The sequence below is a fragment of the Cryptosporangium aurantiacum genome (assembly GCF_900143005.1).
In the GTDB taxonomy this organism is placed as follows: Bacteria; Actinomycetota; Actinomycetes; order Mycobacteriales; family Cryptosporangiaceae; genus Cryptosporangium; species Cryptosporangium aurantiacum.
On sequence record NZ_FRCS01000005.1, the window covers coordinates 383,055 to 404,746 of the forward strand.

General features: G+C 71.2%; 18 protein-coding genes. 3 read left to right on the forward strand and 15 right to left on the reverse strand.

Translation table 11 applies throughout. The features are described from left to right. Window positions 1-4 precede the first annotated feature (4 nt). The 7 genes from efeO to BUB75_RS19475 all read right to left on the reverse strand — a co-directional run bounded on the left by efeO (window position 5) and on the right by BUB75_RS19475 (window position 9,351). Window positions 5-1,147 carry an iron uptake system protein EfeO gene (gene efeO / locus BUB75_RS19445; protein WP_073258951.1) on the reverse strand — a complete coding sequence of 381 codons (1,143 nt, stop codon included), beginning with the start codon at window positions 1,145-1,147 and terminating at the stop codon, window positions 5-7. A gap of 89 nt (window positions 1,148-1,236) precedes the next feature. Beyond that, window positions 1,237-2,103: an iron uptake transporter permease EfeU gene (gene efeU / locus BUB75_RS19450; RefSeq protein ID WP_218617638.1), complete on the reverse strand. Its 867-nt coding sequence runs from the start codon at window positions 2,101-2,103 to the stop codon at window positions 1,237-1,239. A gap of 132 nt (window positions 2,104-2,235) precedes the next feature. Then, on the reverse strand, window positions 2,236-3,507 hold the full coding sequence (locus BUB75_RS19455) for an adenosylhomocysteinase (RefSeq protein WP_073258952.1): 1,272 nt from the start codon (window positions 3,505-3,507) through the stop codon (window positions 2,236-2,238). Further along, a complete protein-coding gene (locus tag BUB75_RS19460) occupies window positions 3,504-5,312 on the reverse strand; it encodes a DUF2142 domain-containing protein (RefSeq protein WP_143175304.1) in 1,809 nt (602 codons plus the stop codon). The genes BUB75_RS19455 and BUB75_RS19460 overlap by 4 nt, the downstream gene beginning before the upstream one ends. A 141-nt stretch (window positions 5,313-5,453) precedes the next feature. After that, entirely contained in the window at window positions 5,454-7,145 is a 1,692-nt protein-coding gene (locus tag BUB75_RS19465; protein ID WP_073258954.1) for a DUF2142 domain-containing protein, read from the reverse strand. 221 nt (window positions 7,146-7,366) lie between these two features. Continuing rightward, window positions 7,367-8,830 (reverse strand): adenosylhomocysteinase, encoded by a 1,464-nt coding sequence (ahcY, locus tag BUB75_RS19470; RefSeq protein WP_073258955.1) that lies wholly within the window; start codon window positions 8,828-8,830, stop codon window positions 7,367-7,369. Continuing rightward, entirely contained in the window at window positions 8,827-9,351 is a 525-nt protein-coding gene (locus tag BUB75_RS19475) for a MerR family transcriptional regulator (protein ID WP_084741492.1), read from the reverse strand. The genes ahcY and BUB75_RS19475 overlap by 4 nt, the downstream gene beginning before the upstream one ends. Window positions 9,352-9,535: 184 nt before the next feature. Here BUB75_RS19475 and BUB75_RS19480 point away from each other — a divergent pair, with 184 nt between their 5' ends. Beyond that, on the forward strand, window positions 9,536-11,875 hold the full coding sequence (locus BUB75_RS19480; protein ID WP_073258957.1) for a hypothetical protein: 2,340 nt from the start codon (window positions 9,536-9,538) through the stop codon (window positions 11,873-11,875). Between the two features lie 118 nt (window positions 11,876-11,993). On the opposite strand, the gene manA is transcribed toward BUB75_RS19480, so the two are convergent. The 6 genes from manA to BUB75_RS19510 all read right to left on the reverse strand — a co-directional run bounded on the left by manA (window position 11,994) and on the right by BUB75_RS19510 (window position 17,364). Then, the gene (manA, locus tag BUB75_RS19485) at window positions 11,994-13,181 is read right to left on the reverse strand and encodes a mannose-6-phosphate isomerase, class I (RefSeq protein ID WP_073259199.1); all 1,188 of its coding nucleotides are present in this window, start codon (window positions 13,179-13,181) and stop codon (window positions 11,994-11,996) included. After that, window positions 13,165-14,139, reverse strand: coding sequence for a cation diffusion facilitator family transporter (locus tag BUB75_RS19490; protein ID WP_073258958.1), 975 nt, complete (start codon window positions 14,137-14,139; stop codon window positions 13,165-13,167). The genes manA and BUB75_RS19490 overlap by 17 nt, the downstream gene beginning before the upstream one ends. After that, the gene (locus BUB75_RS19495; protein WP_073258959.1) at window positions 14,136-15,275 is read right to left on the reverse strand and encodes an SIS domain-containing protein; all 1,140 of its coding nucleotides are present in this window, start codon (window positions 15,273-15,275) and stop codon (window positions 14,136-14,138) included. The genes BUB75_RS19490 and BUB75_RS19495 overlap by 4 nt, the downstream gene beginning before the upstream one ends. 100 nt (window positions 15,276-15,375) lie before the next feature. Next, window positions 15,376-15,561, reverse strand: coding sequence for a Trm112 family protein (locus BUB75_RS19500; protein ID WP_073258960.1), 186 nt, complete (start codon window positions 15,559-15,561; stop codon window positions 15,376-15,378). After that, complete coding sequence (locus BUB75_RS19505; RefSeq protein WP_073258961.1) at window positions 15,558-16,946, reverse strand: phosphomannomutase/phosphoglucomutase; 1,389 nt, start codon at window positions 16,944-16,946, stop codon at window positions 15,558-15,560. Before BUB75_RS19505 ends, BUB75_RS19500 begins: the two co-directional genes overlap by 4 nt. A 61-nt stretch (window positions 16,947-17,007) precedes the next feature. Then, the gene (locus BUB75_RS19510; protein ID WP_073258962.1) at window positions 17,008-17,364 is read right to left on the reverse strand and encodes a DUF3499 domain-containing protein; all 357 of its coding nucleotides are present in this window, start codon (window positions 17,362-17,364) and stop codon (window positions 17,008-17,010) included. 124 nt (window positions 17,365-17,488) lie between these two features. On the opposite strand from BUB75_RS19510, the gene BUB75_RS19515 reads away from it, so the two are divergent. Together BUB75_RS19515 and BUB75_RS19520 are read left to right on the forward strand one after the other, a co-directional pair. Beyond that, on the forward strand, window positions 17,489-17,953 hold the full coding sequence (locus BUB75_RS19515; RefSeq protein ID WP_073258963.1) for a metallopeptidase family protein: 465 nt from the start codon (window positions 17,489-17,491) through the stop codon (window positions 17,951-17,953). A 160-nt stretch (window positions 17,954-18,113) separates the two neighbouring features. Further along, a complete protein-coding gene (locus tag BUB75_RS19520) occupies window positions 18,114-19,769 on the forward strand; it encodes a hypothetical protein (RefSeq protein ID WP_143175305.1) in 1,656 nt (551 codons plus the stop codon). 15 nt (window positions 19,770-19,784) lie between these two features. On the opposite strand, the gene BUB75_RS19525 is transcribed toward BUB75_RS19520, so the two are convergent. Then, the gene (locus BUB75_RS19525; protein WP_073258965.1) at window positions 19,785-20,042 is read right to left on the reverse strand and encodes a WhiB family transcriptional regulator; all 258 of its coding nucleotides are present in this window, start codon (window positions 20,040-20,042) and stop codon (window positions 19,785-19,787) included. A gap of 279 nt (window positions 20,043-20,321) precedes the next feature. After that, window positions 20,322-21,617 carry an adenosylmethionine--8-amino-7-oxononanoate transaminase gene (locus tag BUB75_RS19530; RefSeq protein WP_073258966.1) on the reverse strand — a complete coding sequence of 432 codons (1,296 nt, stop codon included), beginning with the start codon at window positions 21,615-21,617 and terminating at the stop codon, window positions 20,322-20,324. Window positions 21,618-21,692 lie beyond the last annotated feature (75 nt).

The window sequence follows — 21,692 nt, forward strand, 5'->3', positions numbered from 1 at the left end:
TCGGCTACTTCTGCGCGACGACCGCCGCCACCTGGCTCAGCGGCTCGCTCAGCGCGTCGACCGCCGCCGCGAACTGCCTGATCTCGGCCTGGGTGAGTTCGGTGTAGAGCTTGAAGCCATCGTCGGTCGCCTGTGCGTCGAGCAGCTTCTGCACGGCCTCGAACTGCGCGTCGAGCTTCTTCGCCAGTTCGGGGTTCCGATCGTCCAGCGTCGGACGCAGTGCCGCGATCGCCGCCTTCGAGCCCTCCACGTTCGCCTGGAAGTCCCAGAGGTCGGTGTGCGAGTAGCGGTCCTCCTCGCCGGTGATCTTGCCGGTCGCGACCTCGTCCATCAGCTCCTTGGCACCGTTGGCCAGCTGCAGCGGCGAGAGCTGCACGGTGTTCGCCTTGTCGACGACCTCCTGGACGTCCTTCAGCAGCTGGTCGGCGAGCGCGCCGTCCTTGGAGACGTCCTTGGTGATCCAGAGGTCCTTCTCGATCCGGTGGTAACCGGTCCACTCGGTGCCCGGCTCGACGTCGTTCTCCCTGGCGTCGATCTTCGGGTCGAGGTCGCCGAAGCTCTCCGCGACCGGCTCGATCCGCTCCCAGTACGTCCGCGCGATCGGGAACAGCGTCTTGGCCTTCTCGATGTCGTTGGCCTTGACCGCGTTGACGAACTCGGTGGTCTTGGTGATCAGCGCGCCGGTCTGGCTCTTCACGTACCGCTGGTAACTCTGGGCAGCCGCGGCGAGCTGATCGTCGGTGGACAGCGATTCGGCCGCACCGGTCACCTTCAGCGCCGTGCGGATGCCGTCGCCCTTCATACCGGGCTTGCACGCGCCCTCGTAGCTGCCGGCGGGGAGCTCGACGATCAGCTTGCGCGACAGGCCGGGCCCGATGTTCTCGACCTCGCCCATGATGCGGTCACCCTCGGCGTACACGTAGAACTCGGTGACCTTGGAGCCGGTGTTCTTGATCTCGAACGTGTTGGTGCCCGCGTCGAGATCGGTCCGGTCGAGCTTGCAGGTCGTGTCGGTGGCGGCCACCGCGACGGGGCCCCCGCCCGCGTCCCCCGCGTCGTCGTCCGAGGAGCCGCATCCGGCCGCGCCGAGCAACGTGACGCCTGCGAGCGCGAGGACCAACACGGTGGAGGGTCTGGAAGTCCGCATGTGGGGTGTTCTCCTGTTCGTACCGGCACGCGATCGGGCGCCTGCCGACGGGGAATCGGGTGCCCGGCCTGCGGCCGGACGAGGAGCGCTCAGATACCGGCGCGCGTCGCCGACTCTTCGGGCGCGGCCGGGGGCGCGGCGCTCTCCCTGGTGGGCCAGAGAAAAAACGTCAACACGGGGACGAGATACGCGGTCCACGCGATCGCCTGCAGCACGGTCGTCTGCGGCTGGAAGTTGAAGATGCCCTTGAGCAGCGTGGCGTACCAGCTGTCCGGCGGGATCTGGGCGCTGACGTCGAACGCCAGCGTGTTCAGACCGGGTAGGACCTCGGCTTCCTGCAGGTCGTGGATGCCGTACGAGAAGATGCCTGCGGCGACGACGACCAGAAGCGCACCGGTCCAGGTGAAGAACGTGCCGAGGTTGATCCGGACCGCGCCCTGGTAGAGCGCGAAGGCCAGGGCGACCGCGATCGCGATGCCGACCAGGAAGCCCAGCAGCGGGCCGAGTTGGCTGTCGGCCTGCTGGGCTGCGCTGAAGAAGAACAGTGTCGTCTCGAGACCCTCCCGTGCCACCGCGAGGAACGCCATCAGCGCGACCGCACCGGCGCCCATGGCGATCGCGGCTTCCAGCTTGCCGGTCAGCTCGGCCTTGAGGTGACGGGCCGTCCGCCGCATCCAGAAGATCATCCAGGTGACGAGCCCGACCGCGATGATCGAGAGGAAACCGCCCGCGAGCTCCTGCTGCTTGAACGTGTCCAGGCCGGTGATGACGTAGGTGAGCAGCGCGCCGAAGGCCACAGACAGCACGACCGCGGCGGCCACGCCGGCCCAGACGACCGGGAGGCGGTTACGGCGGTCGGTCTTGACCAGGTACGCGACGAGAATGCTGACGACGAGTGCGGCTTCCAGTCCTTCGCGGAGACCGATGAGCAGGTTCGGGAAGAAGTAATCCAACACCCCGCTGCCCCCTTCGCCGACATAGATGAGCGGGGGAAACGGTAAGCCTTACCTAACCCCAAAGCAACCGGGTAGGCCCTACCATTTGCCCCACACAACTATGTGGACGGTGAGTAACAACATCCACGCAGGTCAGGATGACCAGCTGGTTAGGTAGGCGAGTTGCGTCTCGGTGAGGATGTCCAGCGTCACATCGAGGGCGGCGAGCTTCAGACGCGCGATCTCGCGGTCGATGCCGGGCGGCACCTCGAGAACGGCCGCGGGCAACGCGCCCGGCTCGTTTCGCAGCAGCCACTCCGCGGACAGCGCCTGGATGCCGAACGCGATGTCCATCACCGCGGCCGGGTGCCCTTCCGCGCCGGCCAGGTTCGCGACCCGCCCCTCGGCGACGAGAAGCAGCCGCCGCCCGTCCGCCTGCACGTACTCGTCGACGTGCGGACGCACTTCCAAGCGACGCTCGACCGCGTTCGCCGCGAGCCACGCCACGTCGATCTCCAGGTCGAAGTGGCCCGCGTTGGCGAGCACGGCACCGTCCTTCATCAGCGCGAAGTGCTCCGCGCGGATGACGTCGCGGTTGCCGGTGACCGTGATGAACACGTCGCCGAGCGGCGCCGCCTCCGCCATCGTCATCACCGCGTAGCCGGAGAGCGTCGCGTCGAGCGCACGGCCGGGGTCGACCTCGGTGACGATGACCCGCGCGCCGAGCCCGGTCAGCCGTGCCGCGACGCCCTGACCGCCGTACCCGAAGCCGGCGACCACCACGTTCGCGCCGGCCAGCAGTGTGTTCGTGCTGCGGAGCAGGGCGTCGATCGTGGACTGGCCGGTGCCGATCCGGTTGTCGACCAGGTTCTTGGTGGGCGTGTCGGTGACCGCCACGACCGGGTACCGCAGCGCACCGGCCGACGCCATGGCGCGAAGCCGGACGACGCCGCTGGTGGTCTCCTCGCAGCCACCGCGCAGGCCGGGAACGAGGTCCCGGTAGTCGGTGTGGAGTGCGGTGGCGAGGTCACAGGCGTCGTCGAGCACGAGTTCGGGCGCCCTGGCCAGCACCGCGTCCAGGTGCTGCCGGTAGGTGACCGAGTCGGAGCGGTGCCGGGCGAAAACGCTGACGCCGTACTCCACGACCAGCGCCGCCGCCGTGTCGTCCTGGGTGGAGAGCGGGTTGGACGCGCACAGCCGGATCTCCGCGCCGCCGGCCTGCAACGTACGGACGAGGTTCGCGGTCTCCGCCGTGATGTTCAGGCACGCCGCGATGCGCACCCCGTCGAACGGACGCTGCGCGGCGAACCGGTCGCGGATCGCCGCGAGCACCGGCATGGACCGGTCGGCCCACTCGATGCGGCTGTGACCGTGACCGGCGAGCCCGAGGTCTGCGACGTCGTACTGGACCCTCGGAACGCTCACTGCGCGACCGCCTCGTCGGAGCGCTCGGCATCGGCCGCTCCGCTGGGTCGGGAGGCCTGCGCGGGCGGCACCGGCGCCGCGACGGCCTCGGCCGCGTTCTCGGTGGGTGTCGGTCCGACCTCGCCGGCGCCGACCGTTACCGCCGTCGGCTGCCGACCGTTCTTCGCCCGGCCGTCCGCGCGCGTCCCCGTGCCGTCCACCGGCTCCGGGCCGACCGCCGCGCCGGGGACGACCTCGAGCGCACCACCGGCGCTCAGCCGCGCGTCGTCGGCGGGCGGAACCGGCAACCGCCGGACGACCCAGAACGCCAGCAGCACCAGCAGCACCACGCCGAGCAACTCGGCGAACAGCGGCACGAACGAGCCCAGCGGCGGCTTCCAACTGCCCCGCAACGGGTTCAAGCCGGAGCCCTGGCCGAACTGGAAGCGGGTCTGCACGAGCAGCAGCACCCACAGGTGCAGCAGGCCGGTGATCACCGCGATGCCCGGCACGATCCGCCCGACGCCCGTGGCGCCGAACGTTCGTTCGACCCGCCGCAGCGAGACCGCGCCCAGCACCAGCCCGACGCCGAACGGCACGATGTACCGCCCGTGCTGCGACCAGCCGATGTTGCGCAGGTAGGCCAGCTCCAGCGCGGCCAGCGCCACGAACGACGTCGCCAGGATCGCGAGCAGGACCAGCGCGTGCCTGCGCTTGACCACGGCCAGCGCCGGGCCGACCAGCGCACCGACCGTCAGGTACCAGGCGATGATCGTCCAGCTGGGCAGCACGGTCTCGCCGTAGCTGAACTGGCCGACCAGTTGGTTGACCCAGAACGAGGACCGGACGAGCGCGAGCTGCCGCAATGCGTCCGAGTACGGGATCGTGGACGCCGCGTTGCCCTCGGCACCCTCGCTGTCGGACAGACCGGAGAGCAGCATCCAGCCGATCGCGTAGATGCCGACCACCGCGCCGACGCCGAGGACCCACCACACGTCGAGGCGGCGCACCAGCCCCATGATCGAGGCGCGGCGCCCGAGCAGCAGGCACGCGAACACGATGAGGATCAGCAGGACCGGCCCGAGCGCCCGCAGGACGAGCAACAGCGACCCGGAGACCCCGGCGAGGATGACCAGCAACCGGGTGAACCGCTCACTGAGTTCACCGGGGCGGGCCCGGAACAGCGTGAGCAGCGTGGTCCAGAGCAGCACGCCCGCCGCGATCTCCCACCCGTTCGGGTTGATCGCGCCGTTGAGGTTCATCGCCATCGGCGTCGCGACGACGATCAGACCGGCGACGAGCAGCGGACGACGCCGCCGCACCGCGACGAACACCGCCAGTCCGAGCATCACGGCCGCGCCGAGCGCGGACACCAGGCGGGCCGCGACGATGCCGGACAGGTCGGGCGACACCAGCAGCGGGAGGCCGACCACGGCGTAGTACACCGGGTTGTAGCGCCCGGCAGCGCTGGCCACCCGCTCGGTGGACTCGTCGTCGGGTGCGGGCGTCTGGCAGCTGGCCGGCGCGCGATCCTTGAACGTGCAGTCGATGTCGTCCGGCAGCAGGCTGCGGGGGACGTCGAACCAGGCGCCGCCGCCGCGGATCGCGTCCGTCGGGGTGGCGTACACCTGGCCACTGGCCACGGCATACGCGCGTACGAGGTGCTGGGATTCGTCGTACGTGCCGTTCACCGGCAGCGCGGCAGCCCAGCCCGCACCCATCAGGAAGAACGAGACGACCGCGACGAGCAGTACCCATCGGCCACGGATGCTGCCCGGACCGGCCGCCTCCGATGCCGCGGCCACCGCAACTCCGGGACCGGCCACGACCTCATCCTCCCCGGCGGAGAACCCCTGCCCCGCCTCGTCTCGGACACACTAGTGGGCGGGTGCGACAGCGCCGCGCCCGGCGCGGCCTGTCAGCGTGGGACGCGCGTACTGAACCGATCCTTCACGGACAATGCCAGGTCATTCCTCGGCGACGACGCCCTTTTCCTCCGCATTGGCGCTGCTGGTCGCGGCGACCACGGGTCGGCGGCCGTTGGCGGGCCGCGGGACGCGCCGTCCCGGCACCAGCACCTCGAGCGCCGTGCTCAGGCCGGTGCCCGAACTCGGCCGAGGCTGTCGGGTGAGCACGACGAGGGCGACGAGGAGCGCGCCGCCGAGCGCGACGATCAGCAGCGGAATCTGCGGCCCGACCGCGGGCAGCCAGGCGCCGTGCAGCGCGCCGAGCGCCTTGAAGCGCTGCGTCACCTGGAACCGCGTCATGACGACGGCCAGCGCCCAGACGTGCATCGCGCCGATCGCCACCGCGCTGATCGTTACGAACCGTTTTGTGGCTAGCTCGCCGAGGCGGCCCTCCCAGCGTCGCAGGCACCCCGCGAACAGCAGCGCGCCGACGCCGAACGGCAGCACGTAACGGCTCTGCTGGGCCCAGCCGATCTGCTGGTAGTAGAGCAGCTCGAACCCGACCAGCAGCGCCAGGCTGACGACCACGATGCCGATCAGCACCGCGGCCTGCCGCCAGGTGGCGAACAGCAGCGTCGGCACGATGATCAGCAACGCCAGCCCGTACCAGGCGACGAGCATGCCGTTCGGTGCGGCCACCTCGCCGTAACTGAAGCGGCCGACGAGCTGCGCCACCCATTGGGTCATCCGGTCACCCATGATGTACCCGAGCTTCTCGGTGAGCGAGAGGTGCGGAGGTGGCGTCTCCGCCGGTGGATTGCGCAGGACGCCGGAGAACAGCGTCCACAAGATGCCGAACAGGCCCGCGATCGAGACGCCGATCCCGACCGCGCGCGTGTCGCGGCGTCCGAGTAGTTCGCGGTTCCGGCCGGGGCGGGCCACCGCCGCACACGCCAGAACCGTCAGACCGAGCAGCAGCGGACCGAGCGTCCGGATCGACACCAGCGTCGCGGCGCCGAGCCCGGCGGCCAGCAGCAGTTGCGCGGTCCATCGGTCGTCGAGCTCGCCCGGTCTGGCGCGGACCAGCGTCAGCAGCGCGGTCCAGGTCAGCACGCCCGCGGCCAGCTCCAGGCCGCTGGGGTTGATCGACCCGGCCAAATTGAGCAGGTTCGGGCTGGCGGCGACCAGGAGCGCAGTCAGCAGCAGCGGGCTACGCCGCCGGACCGCGATCTTGACCGACGCCGCGAGCATTCCGGCGACCATCCCGGCGGAGATCAACCGTCCGAGGACGATGCCGGCCATGTTCGGGCTGAGCACCATCGGGAGCCCGACCGGCACGTAGTACAGCGGGTTGTAGCGCCCGGCCGCGGTGCCGACCTCGATCCGGCTCGGGTCGTCCGGTGGCCGCTGCAGACAGGAGGCGGGCAGCTCCCACTTCTGCGCACAATCGGCGTTTACCGGCAACAGGCTACGGGGGACGCTGTACCAAGCGCCGCCGCCGCGGGCCGCTGCGGCGGGCGCGGAGTACAGCTGCCCGCTGGCGGCGCCGTAGGCGCGGATGATGTGCTCGTCCTCGTCGTTCGTGCCGTTCGTGGGCAGCGCGAGGGCCCAACCGGCGCTCACGAGGAAGAAGGCGGCGAACGCGAGAAGGAAGACGGCCCGCGAGCGGAGAGGGCGGACCAGCTTCGGCGACCAGCCGACCGGCGCGGACGGCTTCGCGACGACGACGGATGGGGACCCGTCTTTTGACACAGCACCTCCCGGCGGCATCGCCGCCCGGTTACTCGGCGCCGGGGCACCCGCGTGCGGATGCCCCGGCCCCGGGCCGACGAACGTCGGAGTCAGTGTTGCGACTGCAGGCAACGTACGCTGCCCCGGTCACAGTCCGGGTGTTCGACGGTGAAACCCCGACGGCGTCCCCCTACCCACGGGTGGGACACGCTACTCATCGATGTCCGTGACGGCCTTGCGGGTCAGTACCGGTAGTGGTCGGGCTTGTACGGCCCTTCCACCGGAACACCGATGTAGTCGGCCTGCTCCTTGCTCAGCTCGGTGAGCTTGACGCCGAGAGCGGCCAAGTGCAACCGGGCCACCTTCTCGTCGAGGTGCTTCGGGAGGACGTACACCTGCTTGTCGTACTCGGACGTCTTGGTGAACAGCTCGATCTGCGCGATCGTCTGGTTCGCGAAGCTGTTCGACATCACGAAGCTCGGGTGACCGGTGGCGTTGCCCAGGTTCAGCAGGCGGCCCTCGGACAGCACGATGATCGAGTGCCCGTCCTCGAACACCCACTCGTCGACCTGCGGCTTGATGTTGTTCCGGACGACGCCCGGGGTCTTCGCCAGGCCGGCCATGTCGATCTCGTTGTCGAAGTGGCCGATGTTGCCGACGATCGCCTGGTGCTTCATCTTGGCCATGTCGGCGGCCATGATGATGTCCTTGTTGCCGGTCGTCGTGATGAAGATGTCGGCGTAACCGACGACCTCGTCCAGCGTCGTGACCTGGTAGCCGTCCATCGCGGCCTGCAGCGCGCAGATCGGGTCGATCTCGGTGACGATGACCCGGGCGCCCTGGCCGCGCAGCGACTCGGCGCAGCCCTTGCCCACGTCGCCGTAGCCGAACACGACCGCGACCTTGCCGCCGATCAGCACGTCGGTGGCACGGTTGATGCCGTCGATCAGCGAGTGCCGGCAGCCGTACTTGTTGTCGAACTTGCTCTTGGTGACCGAGTCGTTGACGTTGATCGCCGGGAAGAGCAGCGTGCCGTTCTTGGCGAACTCGTACAGGCGGTGGACGCCGGTCGTGGTCTCCTCGGTGACGCCCTTGATCTCCGCCGCGATGTTCGTCCAGCGCTGCGGGTCCTCGGCGAGCGAGCGGTTGAGCAGGCGCAGGATGACGCCGAACTCCTCGCTGTCGGCGGTCTCCGGGTCCGGCGCGGAGCCGACCTTCTCGAACTCGACGCCCTTGTGGACGAGCAGCGTCACGTCGCCGCCGTCGTCCAGGATCATGTTCGGGCCCTTACCGCCGGGCCAGGCCAGGATCTGCTCGGTGCACCACCAGTACTCCTCCAGCGTCTCGCCCTTCCAGGCGAAGACCGGGACGCCCTGCGGGTCCTCGGGAGTGCCGTTCGGGCCGACGACGACCGCAGCGGCCGCGTGGTCCTGGGTGGAGAAGATGTTGCAGGACGCCCAGCGCACCTCGGCGCCGAGCGCGACCAGGGTCTCGATCAGCACCGCGGTCTGGATCGTCATGTGCAGCGAACCGGTGACCCGGGCGCCCCGCAGCGGCTGGGCCGCGGCGTACTCCTCCCGGATCGACATGAGCCCGGGCATCTCGTGCTCGGCGAGCTGGATCTCCTTGCGGCCGAACGCGGCCAGGGAGAGGTCGGCGACCTTGAACGGGGTGGTTCCCGCAGGGGCGTCGGTGACGGCTGTCATCGGTTCTCCTCGTGGTTCCGGTGCGCACCGGGACGTCGACCGGAGCGGCTCCGGACGTCGTCGTCCGCGATGTCCACCACCGGGTATGTCCCAGTATCGTCCGGGATGTCTACGATCGGATACGCCCCCGTAGGAGCGTCGACCGGGGCAGGGCGGGAGCGCTGCGCGACCGGGATCTCGGCCAGCAGCTTCTGATGCTTGTCGTACTCCCAACGCAGCCAGTCGTCGGCGGGAACATCCGCCGGGGGAGCGGGACGGGCCTGGAACCATTCGTCCAGCGCCGCCCGAAGCTCCTCGTCGCGGCGCAACCGCAGCGCGAAGCCGACGTCGGTCAGCCCGATGTCGAACTGCTGCAGAAGCTCCCGCAGCGTCCGAAGGCGCTGGAGCTCAGCCGGTCCGTACAGGCGGTACCCGCCGGCCGACCGCGGCGCGGCCACCAGCCCTACCTGTTCGATGTACCGGAGCATCCGCGGTGACCACCCCGTGGTCTCCGCCGCCTCCTGGATCGTGAGCGTACTCATTGCCATTTGAGGTTAGCAGCGTTCTGTGAAGGTTTCCGAATCGGCCGGGAAACGCAACCTACCGGCGCCGTCGGACGTCAATAGACCGACGGATGAGTCTGTTATGTGACAACGGCGGGGAACGTCCTCGGCCACCCGGTCCAAGGGTGACATCATCAGGGGGCGACCGGAGGCGAGGAAACGGATGTCCACGATCAGCGACGCCCTTCCGTTTGGCTTACGAGATGACGCCGCGGTGCTCGCTGCCCTACGTGGGAGTGACCACACCGAAGCCGACGTCGTACCCGGAACACGTGCGAGCTGGGCCAGTGGGTTCCGCCGACACTCCGCCTCCGCCGACGCCGACGGTTTCAGCCAGGCCGGCCTGCACGCGCTCTTCGACCGTTACCACCGCTGGCTGTTCGGCATGTTCATGCGGACGCTGCGGGACCGCGAGAACGCCACGATCGCGCTCGGGCAGGCGCTCGGCAGCGTCGCGTCCGCCCGGCTGACCCGGCCGGAGCAACTGCGGCCGGCGATGGCCAGGGCCGCGTACGAGAGCTGCATCCGCGTCGGCGAGGGCCGCGGCCGGGTGACCCGGATCCGGCGGACGCCGGACGCCACCACCCAGCTCCTGGTCGGAATCATGGACGCGGGTGGGGACGGGGAACTGCGGCGCCTGGTCTGGCGCGCGATGGAGACGCTGACCTACCGCGAACGGTTGCTGTTCGAACTCGAATGGCACGACCGGTTGGACGCCCGTGAGCTGGTCACGGTCATTGGCGGACGCAATGCGCAGGCGGTGCTGGGGCGGGCGCGCGAGCGGATCCGCGCCACGCTGACCACCGCGGTGGCGGTCTGGTTCGGCAGCGAGCGGTGCACGGACCTGCGCCGGTTGGTGCGGCACGCCGGGGCCGCCGAGGGACGTCCGAACTCGCTGCGCGGGGTCATCGACCGGCACCTGTACGGCACGCGGACCGAGGCGCCGTGCCCGACCTGCCGGGACAGCCTGGATTCCTATGCGCTCGAGGTGCTCGGGGCAGCGCTGCCGGTGTTCGGTGTGCCGCCGTTCCTGCGTGAGCAGGCGGTGGAGATCGCGGTCGAGTACCGGCACGGGCTCCGGGCGCCGCTCGAGGAGGGTGCGTTCGCACTCGGCGGCGGCGCGGCGGCCGGTGGGCTGTCGTCCGGGTTCGGCGGCGTCGGCGCCCTTGGCGGCGGAGCAGCCGCTGGGAGCGGTGCCATCGGCGGCGGAGCGGCCGCTGGGAGCGGTGCCATCGGCGGCGGAGCAGCCGCGGCCGCTGGAGGCGGCGGCATGGGCGGAGCGGTTGCCGCGAGCAGCGGCGGCCTCGGGGCGGCCCTGACCGGCGGACCCGGAGCCAACGCCGCCGCCGGCGGCGCGCCCGGCATGGGCGGCAAAGCCGGCGGCTCACCCGGCATGAGCGGCAGCGTTGGGCACGGCCCCGGCGTCGGTGGTAACGCCTCGGGCGGGTCGCCCGGCATGAGCGGCAACGCCGGCGGCTCACCCGGCATGAGCGGCAACGCTGGGCACGGCCCCGGCGTCGGTGGTAACGCCTCGGGCGGCTCACCCGGCATGAGCGGCAACGCCGGCGGCTCACCCGGCATGAGCGGCAGCGCTGGGCACGGCCCCGGCGTCGGTGGTAACGCTGCGGGCGGCTCGCCCGGGATGGCGGGTAGTGCGGCAGGCGGACCCGGTGCCGGTGGCTCCGTGGGCTCCCCCGGGATGGCTGGTGCCGTTCCGTCCGGGCCCGGCGCCGGTGGATCCGCGGTGGACGGCGTCACGGTCTCGCACGCCGAACTGCCGACCGCGATCACCCGCCACGTGCCGAACGACGCGATCACCCGCGCCCGCGGCGCCCGGAACGACGCCGCCTCGGCGCCGTACGGCGGCCGCCAGGGCAACGTCTACTCGGGCTCCCCGTGGGGCGCCCCGGAGGAGCTGCCACCGAGCAGCGCCTACCTCGCCGCCTCCCCGGCTCCGACCTTCCCCACCCCGCCCCGCCGGAAGCGCGTCGCCGCCGGTGCGGCCGCCGCCGTCGCCGCGGTGGTGTTCTCGGTCGGCGCGGTGATCCTCTCCCAGAACCAGGGCACCAACAGCCCCGCGGACGTCCTCGCGGCCGCCAGCCCGTCACCGCGCGAGGCCAGCACCCCGGACGGCCCGGCTCCGATGCCGCACGCACCCGACACCGGCAACGGTGACGATGACGACGAGTCGGACAGCTACCAGATCGACACCAACACCGGGGGCGGCGCTCCGATCCCGATCCCGGACCCGTCCTCCAGCTCGCCCACACCGAAGCCGCCGACCCGGACCCCGCCGACGACGCGTCCGACCACCCCCACGAAGCCGCCGACGCCGTCGCCGACGCCCACGAAGCCGTCGCCCACCCCCACGCCCTCGGACGACGAGCCGAGCCCGACCCCGTCGGACGACCCCCCGTCGCCCACTCCGTCGAACCCGCCGCCGTCCTCCCCGACGGCACCGCGCACCCCCACCGCGTCCACCGTCGAAGTGGTCCCCGCCTGATCGGTAGCTCGACGCCGATTCACGCAAGCGCCGATTCACGCAAGATCGGCCTCTAAGCGCGCGTTACAGCCCCAAAACCCGTCATCCGCCGGCCGGCGCCTCCGCGGGCGGCGCGCACCTACGCCGTCGTGGCGTGGAAGAGAGTGCCGGTGCCGGTCAGCACCACCTCGCGGCGGCCGGCCGGCACGTAACCCGCCTGGCCACCGCGCAGCTCGACCGGCCCGGTCCCGTCGTCCACGGTCACCGTGCCGTCCAGGCAGAACAGGATCCGCGGCCCGTCCGCGGCCAGCGACGCCCGACCGCCCGCGAGGTCCAGCGCGACCCTGGTCAGCGCGAACTCCGGCACCGGCGGGTTCCACACCTGGACGCCCGGCGCCGGCTCCTCGGCCGGGAACGGCCGGGCGGGCATGACCTCGAAGCGCACCACCCGCAGCAGCTCCGACACGTCGACGTGCTTCGGCGTCAACCCACCGCGCAGCACGTTGTCGGAGCACGCCATGACCTCGACGCCAACGCCGTGCAGGTAAGCGTGCAGCACCCCGGCAGGCAGGAACATCGCCTCTCCGGGCGCGAGCACGAGGTGGTTGAGCAGGAGCGCCAGCACCACGCCGATGTCGCCCGGGTACTTGTCCGCGAGCGACACCGCCAGCTCGTAGTCCGGTGCCTCCCCCGACGATTGGGCCGCGCGGCAGGCGTCCGCAAAAGCAACGGCCACCTGATCGGCGTCCGGAAGCCCGAAGAGCCCGGCCACGAACGTACGCAGACCGCCGCCGTCCGGCGTCAGCCGTAGCGCGTCGAGCAGCGGCTTGAGCGCGGGAACCGCGCCGACGACCGGCGTGAGCACCTCGACCGACCGCTCGACCGGGCGGAAGCCGCAGAGCGCGGAGAACTCCCCCACCGCGCAGATCAGCTCCGGCTTGTGGTGCGGATCCACGTAGCTGCGGCGCGGGTCGCCGAGCGCGAGACCGGCGGCCTCGGCTGCGGCGAACCCGGCCTGGGCCTGCTCCTCGCTGGGGTGGGCCTGTAACGACAGCGGGGTCTCCGCGGCCAGCAGCTTCAGCAGGAACGGCACGCGCGCGCCGAGAGCCGCCGCCGGTCCCAGCTCCCCCGCCGGGTCGGCCGCGACCAGCGCGTCCAGGCCGTACTCGACGCCGCCCCGGGTGAGGCGGGACGGCGCCGACGGGTGGCCGCCCATCCAGAGCTCGGCCTCCGGCTCCGGGCTGGGCACCGCGCGGCCCTGCACGCCGGCGATCGCCGACGTCGAGCCCCAGGCGTACGTACGGATCGTGTTAGTGAGTAGCTCCATGGGCGTCGCCATCCCCCGCGCTGTCCGCGGCCCGCGCCTTCGCTGTGGAATAGATGTCGGGCTCCAGGTAGATCACCCGAGCGACCGGCACCGCCTCCCGGATTCGCACCTCCGCAGCGTCGATCGCATCGGCGACCTTACCGGCCGTCTCGTCGTGATGAACGGCGATCTTGGCCGCGACCAGCAGTTCGTCCGGGCCGAGGTACAGCGTCTTCATGTGAATGATGCGCTCGACCGTGCCGCCACCGTCGACGATCGCCCGCTCGATCCGCCGCAGATCCTCGGCGCTGGCCCCTTCGCCGAGCAACAGGCTCTTCGTCTCGATCGCGAGGAAGACCGCGACCACGACGAGCAACACGCCGATCGCGAGCGTGCCGATCGCGTCCCAGAGCCCGTCATGGGTGAGCAACGTCATGCTGACGCCGAACAGCGCGAACACCAGACCGAGCAGCGCCGCGGTGTCCTCGAGCAACACGACCGGCAGCTCCGGCGCCTTCGCCCGGCGGATGAAGTTGATCAGCGACGTCGAGCCGCGGCTCTTGTTCGTCTCCCGCAGCGCGGTCGAGAACGAGTACGTCTCCAGCCCGATCGCCACGAGCAGCACGGTCACCGGAACCCAGTGCCAGGACTCGATCGGCTCCCGGTGCTCCAGCTTGTGGTAGCCCTCGTAGAGCGCGAACAGGCCACCGACGCTGAACAGCACGATCGAGACGATGAACGCCCAGATGTAGCGCTCGCGCCCGTATCCGAACGGGTGCTCCGGCGTCGCGGACTTCTTCGCCCGTCTGCCGCCGAGCAGCAGGAGGAGCTGGTTCCCCGAGTCGGCCAGCGAGTGGATCGACTCGGCCAGCATCGACGAGGACTGGGTCAGCACCCACGCGACCAGCTTGGTTGCTGCGATACCCAGGTTGGCGATCAATGCCGCGACGATGGCCTTGACGCCGCCTTCGGTGCTCACGCGTTGGTCCGCTCCTTCAACTCGGACACCGCCCGGACCGCGATCGGGTCGAGGCCGTGCAACAGGGCCAGGTAGACCGACGCGAAGTCCGGCACCGCGATGAGCGACGCCAGTCGCTCGAGCTCGGAACCACCCTCCGCGTTCAGCACGCTGACTCCTATACCCCGTTCCCGGGCCAAGTCTTCAATCGCGTTCGCGCGTGCCGCGTCGACCTCGGACTCGCCGTCGTCACGCAGCAGCACCAGACGCAGTTTGGTGCTCGAGGCCGAGTCGACCCGGTCGGCGAAGAAGTCGTCCGCGTCGTCGGCCAGCGAACCGAACACGCCGTCGATCAGGCCGACGCGTCCACGGCCGGCCTCGATCAGGTTGCCCGCGATGGCGGGGTACCTGGCGTTCGCGGCGAGCTGGTCGGCGAACCGGTTCGCCGCGACCGTGGCCAGCGCGGAGGTGCCCCAGACGACCGGGATCGTGTTCGCCAGCTCGATCGCCAGCGACTTGCCCTCATTGACGAACGACTCGGCGGTCGGGCGGCAGCGCTCGGCGTCGTTGTCGAGCCGGGTCGCGGTCTCGGCGAAGTCGGCCTCGGTCACCGCGGCCATGCCCAGCGCCCGTCCGGCGAGCAGCACGGGAACGGTCAGCGACCAGAACGCCACGCGCGCCGGGCGGCGGCGCGGTACCGGGACGAACAGTGCCCGCGCCCGCTCGGCCATCGACTGCAGCTCGCTGTCGGGTGCGCCGATCGCGACCAGCCGGGCGCCCCGGTGCATCGCGGCCTCGGCGGCGGCGAGCGCCTCCGGGCTGCGTCCGGACGCGGAGACCGCGATGACGACGTCCGCGGCGCCCACCCAGCCGGGGACGCCACGGGTGCGGTGCAGCACAACCGGCACCGGGCAGCGGGGGCCGGCGACCGCGGACAGCACGTCACCGGTGCGGGCCGCGGTGCCGACGCCTGCCACGACCAGCGCGCGCGGGCGGATCTCCTCGGACAGCACGTGCAGACCGGCCTCGGCCGCCAGCGAGACGGCCTCCCGCAGCTGCGGCCCGGCGCCTGCGGTGGCGCGGAGCATCGCCGCCGGGTCGGCGCCGGCCAGTACGTCGGCGTCGTCGAGGCGGGTCTCGTCGATTGCCGCGGTCATGAGGCGTCCTCCACTGCATTCTCGGAGGAGATTGGGAGCATCGTAGGGAGCCCTAGCGACCGAGGAGCGGAGCGGAGGAGGGCGCCGGGGTACACAGCAGTCACTGGGACTCACTACCCCGGTGACGGGCCTCGTCCAGCAACAGCACCGGGATGCCGTCCCGGATGGGATACGACCGGTCACAGACCGTGCAGGCCAGCTCGCCCGCCTCCTCGTCCAGGCGCAGCGGCGCGTGGTCCTCGCTCGGGCAGGCCAGGATCTCCAGAAGTGCGGAATCGACTGTCACAGTGCCTCCGGTGTAGAGCGGACCAGTGCCAGTACCTGGTCGCGGATCTCGGCCATCCGTTCCGGCGTCGCCGCCTCGACGTTCAGGCGAAGCAACGGTTCAGTGTTTGACGCTCGAAGGTTGAACCATGCGCCGTCCGGAAAACTGACCGTGGTTCCGTCGAGCGTGTCGACCTCGGCGTCGGGGCCGACCAGCGCGTCGAGCACTTTCTGGGTGCTCGCGGCCTGATCGGCCACCACCGAGTTGATCTCGCCGGAGGCGACGTACCGCTGGTATTCGCGCCCGATCTCGGAGAGCGGCCGGTCGCTCTCGCCGAGGGCTGCGAGCACGTGCATCGCCGCCAGCATGCCGGTGTCGGCGCGCCAGAAGTCGCGGAAGTAGTAGTGCGCCGAGTGCTCCCCGCCGAAGACGGCGTCGCTCTCGGCCATCTGGGCCTTGATGAACGAGTGGCCCACTCGGGTGCGGACCGGGTTCCCGCCGTGCTCGCGCACGATCTCGGGGACGGCGCGGGACGTGATCAGGTTGTGGATGATCGTCGCGCCCGGGTGCTTGGCGAGTTCGCGGACGGCGACCAGCCCGGTGATCGCGCTCGGGCTGACCGGCTCACCCAACTCGTCCACCACGAAGCAGCGGTCGGCGTCGCCGTCGAACGCGAGACCGATGTCGGCCTTGTGCTCGACGACTGCCTTCTGCAGATCGACGAGGTTCGCCGGGTCGAGCGGGTTGGCTTCGTGGTTCGGGAAGTTCCCGTCCAGCTCGAAGTAGAGCGGCACGATCGTCAGCGGTAGGCCCTCGCCGAGCACCACCGGCACCGTGTATCCGCCCATGCCGTTCCCGGCGTCGACCACCACCGTGAGGGGCCGGACGCTACCGAGGTCGACCAGGTTCCGCAGGTACTTCGCGTACTCGCCGAGCAGGTCGACGCGGCTGATCTCACCGACCGTGCCCGCCGGGGTGATGCCCTCGTCCAGCAGCCGCTCCGCCTCCGAGCGGATCGTCGCCAGACCGCTCGCCTGGCCGATCGGCGTCGCGCCCGCCCGGCAGAGCTTGATGCCGTTGTACTGGGCCGGGTTGTGGCTGGCGGTGAACATCGCGCCGGGCAGGTTCAGGTGGCCCGCGGCGAAGTAGAGCAGGTCGGTGGAGCCCAGGCCCGCTTCGGTGACCGAGACGCCCTGGCTCATCGCGCCCTCGGCGAACGCCCTGGACAGCGGTATCGAGCTCTCCCGCATGTCGTGCGCGGTGACGATGCCGGTGCTGCCCTCGGCCCCCACCAGACGGGCGAACGCAGCGCCGAGCGCTCGCGCGACGTTCTCGTCGAACTGTTCGGGTACCACGCCGCGGACGTCGTACGCCTTGACCAGGCCAGAAAGGTCATGCGGGGACACGGCGGGCGCTCCTTCGGTGCGGTGCGATGCTCGGGAGCCTATCCGGAGCGAACGACGGCACTCAGCGCGGATTGGGCAGCGCGCGCAGGTGTCCCCGTCTGCCGACCTGCGGCGAACCGTCCTTGGCGACGCTCTCCGCGGTCGCCGGGCGGGCCGCCTCGCGGACCGCGTCGGCCAGCGCCGCGAGGTCGTCGCTGGTCGGCGGTGGTGCGGCCCAGTCACCTTCGGCGCGCACGAGGTCCCAGCCCTTGGGGGCGGTGAGCCGCTCGGCGTGACCCTCGCAGAGGTCGTAGGTGTGCGGTTCGTGCGATACCGCGAGCGGACCGATCACCGCGGTCGACTCCGCGTAGACGTAGGTCAACGTCGCCACCGCAGGCTGGGAACAGCCATTCTTTGAGCAGCGCCGGTGAGACCTCACGGCGGAACGGTATCGGGCGGGGGGCTCCTGCGCCAACGGTCGCCCGCGGTGTGGCGGGTGTGTCGCACATCAACCGGGGTGAATCGACCGGTCCATCCGCGCTCGGGCGCACTATCCTGCTGCCATGTCCTCCGCCGCCGAGCACCGGCGCCGCCCCGGTACCTCCCGCCGTGACCGGCGCGGCCGAGGCATGCGCGGACGTCTGGTCCCGGCCACGGTCCCGCTCTCCCGCAGCCGCGCGCAGATCTTCGACGACCTCGTGCTGGACGCCGTCGAGCACCTCGAGCCGCGGTGGTCCACGCAACTGCGCGACGTCGAGTTCGCGGTCGAGGACGTTCCGCCGGAGCTGCCGTCCTACGACTCGGACGTGCTGGAGGACGGCAACGTCCCGCTGGCGCGGCTGCTGCCGGGGCGGGACGGCGGGCGGGGTCGCAGCACTCCGCCGCGGATCGTCGTCTACCGGCGCCCGCTGGAGGCACGCGCCTACGACCGGGAGGACCTCGCCGACCTGGTTCACGACGTCGTCGTGGAGCAGGTGGCGAACCTGCTCGGCCTCGATCCCGACGACGTCGACCCGCCCGGCCACTGAGCTTGCCTGAACGAGCCTCATCGGGGACGGGGGGTCCGGGATGAGTTCCGTGCCCTTACGGCGCGGTCAGCAGAGCTATCGCGGGCGACACGAGGTGGCCCGCCGTAGCTCCGCGCTACCCGTGTCGCCGCGGCACCTCGCTCCGCGGCGGTGGCCCGCCGTGCTCCTTGCCCTGGCCGGTGGCGCGCTCGCCTACGCGGGTGCCCGCCGCACCGGACCGCTCGCCGCGCCGCCCCCGGAACCGGCCGAGTCCGCGCTGATCGCGGACGGACAGTTCCCGCTCGGCGGGTGGACCGCCGAGTCCGCCGCCGCGCTCCAGGTGGCCGCCTACCGGGCGGTCCGCGACACGGTCCCCGGCGTCACCGCGGCCCGCGAGCTGATGGTGCTGGCCGCGGTTGTGACGGCCGTACTGGTCGGTGTGCTGGCCCGCCGGGTCGGGTCGAGCCTCCCGGCCACCGCGCTGGCCGTCGTCGTCGCGGCGGGCCTGCCGTGGGCGGTGGCCGGGCACCGGCTGGTCACTCCGGTCAACCTCGCCGTGCCGTGGCTGCTCGCCGCCGTTCTGCTCGCCCGTCCGACCACCCGCCGCGCGATCCCACCCGCGGTGCTCTGCGCCGGGGTCGGGGTGCTGACCGCTCCCCTGGTGGCCCCGGTCGCGGTGACGACGACGGCGGCGGTGCTGGCGTGCCGGGACGTCGGCGCCGGCTGGACGCGGTCGACACGGATCGCCGGGGTCGCCGTGCTCGGCGTCCTCGCTGCGGGGTTGTTCGTGCTGGTCGGTTTCGACGCCGCCCCGCGCGTCCGGCCGACCGTCGTCGACTGGGTCGTGCTCGGCGCGGTCGTGCTGGGCGCGGCGATCGGCACGATCGTCCGCTGGCTGCGGCCGTTCGCGTTCGTCGTACTGGTGTGCGGGGTGGTCGCGGCAACCGCGGCGCCGATCCGGACACCGCTGTTATTGCTCGCGCTACCGGCTGCGGCGGTCGTCCTCGGAGCGACGATCGACGCAGCCGCGACCGTGAGCGGCGTCCGCAGCCGGGTACGCGCCACCGCAGCCGCCGTGACCGTGGTGCTGGTCGCCGGCGTAGCGCTGGTGCTGACCGGGCCGCAGGTGACCGCCGCGGCCCGCTCCGGCCCGGTGGAGGCCGTGGCGTGGGCCCGCGACCACTCCGGGACGGCGCTGCTGGTCGTCGACGACGCGGTCTGGACGGCGTCCGGCGACCCCGGCGGCCTGCCGGACGCCGAACGCGGCCGGGTGCTGCGGTACCGCGACACGACCGCGGACAGCCTCGACCAGGCCGACGTGCTCCTCATCGGAGTTCGGCCGGAGCCGGGATCGGCCGCGGCGTCCGCATGGCAGCGCTCGGTCCGGATCGCCCGGTTCGAGCGGTCCGAGGTGCGGTTGGTGGTCCCGTCCGTGGCGAAGTACGAGCGCGCGGCTGCGGCCGGCCGGATCGCCCGTCGGTCCGCGGTCCGGGCCCTGCTGCCCCTGTTGGTGGCCCGGCCACCCGTCGTTTCGGTGTTGTCCGACGCCGAGGTGGACGGACGGCTGCTGACCGTCCTGACTGAACTGGCCACCGATTATCGGCTCGAGATCGCCGCGTTGCCTGCCGTCCCCGGCGAGTCGGGGCCGTACAGCTTGCGGCGTCAGGCGCGCATCACGTCGCTCGACGGCGTCCCGGTCGGACCGGACGCACCGTCCACCGAGGTGCTCCGACAGTGGTTGCAGGCGCAATTGCCGCCGCACCAACCGATCGTGTCGGTCGGGCGAGACGGCGTAACCGTGCGCTTCCCGGCGCCGAGCGCCCTGGGAGTGCTTTAAGCACGGTCGACTGACTCAGACGACACGCTTCTTGAGCTTGCGTCGCTCGCGTTCCGACAGTCCACCCCAGATACCGAAGCGTTCGTCGTGTGCAAGCGCGTACTCCAAGCATTCCGCTTTGACCTCGCACCCGGTGCAGATGCGCTTGGCCTCGCGGGTCGAACCGCCCTTCTCCGGAAAGAAAGCTTCCGGGTCTGTCTGCGCGCAGAGCGCGCGGTCCTGCCACTCCGGTGCGTCACCGACTACGAGATCGGTGATCACTTCTGCGGCCACTGCCGTGCCTCCTCCACTCGTACGCCGGCCGCGCGGCTGGCGCGTCGAACCCCCTGTGGAAGGCGATATTGACTATCCCCGATGGGAATTACACGCGTGTAATGCCGGTCGCGTCAAGAGACATATTGACCTGATATGTGCATTTTTATCACGTATCAGCCCGGGTGAGGGAACCCACCCTGGCAAAAAGGGTCGAACCGACGCCGAGTGGGAACACCTGTCACTCGCTACCCCGCGGACCTCAGAGTCCCAGGTCACAGCAACTGCGGCTGCCCCGAGTCAGGCGTCTGGGGGTGCCGCGGCGGCCAGGATCGCCGCGCAGATCCGATTCGCATCCTCGGCGGCATCCGTCGTCTCGGCGCCGAGAAGGTAGGGCGGCATCGTGTAGATCAGGTTCCGGAACGGCCGCAGCCACACCCCGCGGTCGACGACCGCCCCGGTCACTCGAGCGACGTCCACCGGCGATCGCAGCTCCACCACGCCGATCCCGCCGCGCACCCGGACGTCCGCCACGCCGGGCAGCGCCCGCGCCGGCTCCAGACCGGCCCGCAGCCGCTCGGACAGCCGCGCCACGGTCGCACGCCACGGCCCTTCCAGCAGCAACCGGATGCTCGCCACCGACACCGCTGCCGCGAGCGGATTGGCCATGAACGTCGGACCGTGCATCAGTGTGCCGACGCCGGTCGCCACCGCACGTGTTGTAAGCACCGCAGCCATCGTCAGGTACCCACCGGTCATCGCCTTGCCGACCGCCATGACGTCCGGGCTCACGCCCGCCGCGTCGGCCGCGAAGAGCGTCCCGGTGCGGCCGAACCCGGTCGCGATCTCGTCGAAGATCAGCAGGACGCCGGTCGCGTCACAGACCTCGCGCAGCACCCGCAGGTAGACCGGGTCGTAAAAGCGCATACCACCGGCGTTCTGGACGACCGGCTCGACGATCACCGCGGCCAGCTCCCCAGCGTGCCGCTCCACCATCGTGACCAACTCGTCGGCGTACCCGGCGTCGAACTCGGCCGGCGGGGCGGGCGCGAAGAGGTGCTGGGGCAGCACACCGGAGAACAGGTGGTGCATGCCGTTGACCGGGTCGCAGACCGCCATCGCGCCGAACGTGTCGCCGTAGTAACCGCTGCGGACGGTCAGCAGCCGCATGCGGTCCGGGTGTCCGGTCGAGAACTGGTACTGCAGCGCGGTCTTGATCGCCACCTCGACGGCGACCGACCCGGAATCGGCGAAGAACACGGTCTCCAGCGGCGCCGGGGTGATCTCCACCAGCAGGCGAGCCAACTCGACCGCCGGCGGGTGCGTCAGCCCGCCGAACATGACGTGCGCCATGCGTCCGAGCTGGTCGGCGGCGGCCGCGTTGAGCACCGGGTGGTTGTAACCGTGGATCGCGGCCCACCAGGAGCTGGTCCCGTCGACCAGTTCCCGCCCGTCCGCCAGCCGCAGCCGCACCCCGGACGCCGAGACCACCGGCAGAACCGGCGCGGGGCCGGTCAACTGCGCGTACGGGTGCCAGATGTGGGCGGCGTCCAGCGCGAGAAGTTCGTCGGCCGGACGGTCCTGGTACGTCGCCATGGGGGCCGACCCTACTGACCACGCCTCGGACGCCCGCGACGCTCGTTTACGTAAAACCGACAAACAGGGCTTATT

What these genes read in the sequence shown, in the direction of transcription:
- efeO (WP_073258951.1), bottom strand. Translation starts at nt 1,147, where the DNA reads ATGCGGACTTCCAGACCCTCCACCGTGTTGGTCCTCGCGCTCGCAGGC.
- ahcY (WP_073258955.1), bottom strand. Translation starts at nt 8,830, where the DNA reads ATGACAGCCGTCACCGACGCCCCTGCGGGAACCACCCCGTTCAAGGTC.
- BUB75_RS19475 (WP_084741492.1), bottom strand. Translation starts at nt 9,351, where the DNA reads ATGAGTACGCTCACGATCCAGGAGGCGGCGGAGACCACGGGGTGGTCA.
- BUB75_RS19480 (WP_073258957.1), top strand. Translation starts at nt 9,536, where the DNA reads ATGTCCACGATCAGCGACGCCCTTCCGTTTGGCTTACGAGATGACGCC.
- manA (WP_073259199.1), bottom strand. Translation starts at nt 13,181, where the DNA reads ATGGAGCTACTCACTAACACGATCCGTACGTACGCCTGGGGCTCGACG.
- BUB75_RS19495 (WP_073258959.1), bottom strand. Translation starts at nt 15,275, where the DNA reads ATGACCGCGGCAATCGACGAGACCCGCCTCGACGACGCCGACGTACTG.
- BUB75_RS19515 (WP_073258963.1), top strand. Translation starts at nt 17,489, where the DNA reads ATGTCCTCCGCCGCCGAGCACCGGCGCCGCCCCGGTACCTCCCGCCGT.
- BUB75_RS19530 (WP_073258966.1), bottom strand. Translation starts at nt 21,617, where the DNA reads ATGGCGACGTACCAGGACCGTCCGGCCGACGAACTTCTCGCGCTGGAC.